This window comes from Pseudomonas alkylphenolica (assembly GCF_004025535.1).
Lineage (GTDB): Bacteria > Pseudomonadota > Gammaproteobacteria > Pseudomonadales > Pseudomonadaceae > Aquipseudomonas > Aquipseudomonas alkylphenolica_A.
This window is the reverse complement of record NZ_QJRG01000005.1, coordinates 1-958: the sequence shown is the minus strand read 5'-3', so window position 1 is coordinate 958 and position 958 is coordinate 1. Positions and strand designations below refer to the sequence as shown.

Annotated in this window: 1 protein-coding gene; it reads right to left on the bottom strand. The window is 57.0% G+C overall.

The features are described 5' to 3' along the window. A partial coding sequence (locus DM813_RS28295; protein ID WP_206617342.1) for an immunoglobulin-like domain-containing protein occupies positions 1–958 on the bottom strand: 958 nt, incomplete at both ends.

Below are 958 nucleotides of genomic sequence, written 5' to 3'. Positions count from 1 at the left end.
AGGCGGTTTCAGTGTCGACTACTTTAGCCGTCGCCGAACCGTCTTTGACTTCGAGTTTCTCAAAGCCAGGGCCGTCTACGCCGGTGATAGTGGCAACCAGTTCGGAGCCGTCTTTGTAGACATCTTCACCGTTGGCAGCATCGATCTTCAGGGTGCCGGTGGTTTCACCGTCAGCGATGGTGATCATACCCTTGTCGGTGGTGATCGTGGTCACGCCCTGGGAGGCATGGCTGAGGGTGGCAGTGAAGACGTATTGCGCCGTCGAGCCTTCGTTTTGTATCGAACCGGACAGGCTGACAGTCGAGGCAGTTTCGGTGTCCACGACCTTCGCGGTGGCGGAGCCACTGCCGTCTTTGATTTCCAGCTTTTCAAAGCCAGGGCCGTTCACGCCGGTGATAGTGGCGACCAGCTCGGAGCCGTCTTTGTAGACATCTTCGCCGTTGGCAGCATCAATCTTCAGGGTGCCGGTGGTTTCACCGTCGGCAATAGTGATCACACCTTTGTCGGTGGTGATCGTCGTCACGCCCTGGGAGGCGTGGCTGAGGGTGGCGGTGAAGACGTATTGCGCCGTCGAGCCTTCGCTCTGTACCGAACCGGTCAGGCTCACAGTAGTTGTATCGACGGTGTCTTTTACGTCAGCAGTGGCAGAAGCGCCGGTCAGGTTGGTGGCTTCGTAGTTGCCGCCATTCACCCCAGTGACAGTTGCAGTCAGGGTGCTGCCATCTTTGTAGACGTCTTCACCGTTGGTGTTCGGAACAACCAAAGTGCCTTTACCGCTGGCATCAACGTTCACGGTGTAAGTGGTTTCACCGACTTTAACGGTGAGGGTGCTCGTGCCTTGTGGCGGGTTGCTCAGCTGGAAGTTGAAGGTGACGTTTGCATCGCCTTCTTTAGCTGGATTAGCGGTCACCGCCACGGTGGTTGTGTCGATGGTGTCTTCAACATCGGCAGTTGCAGT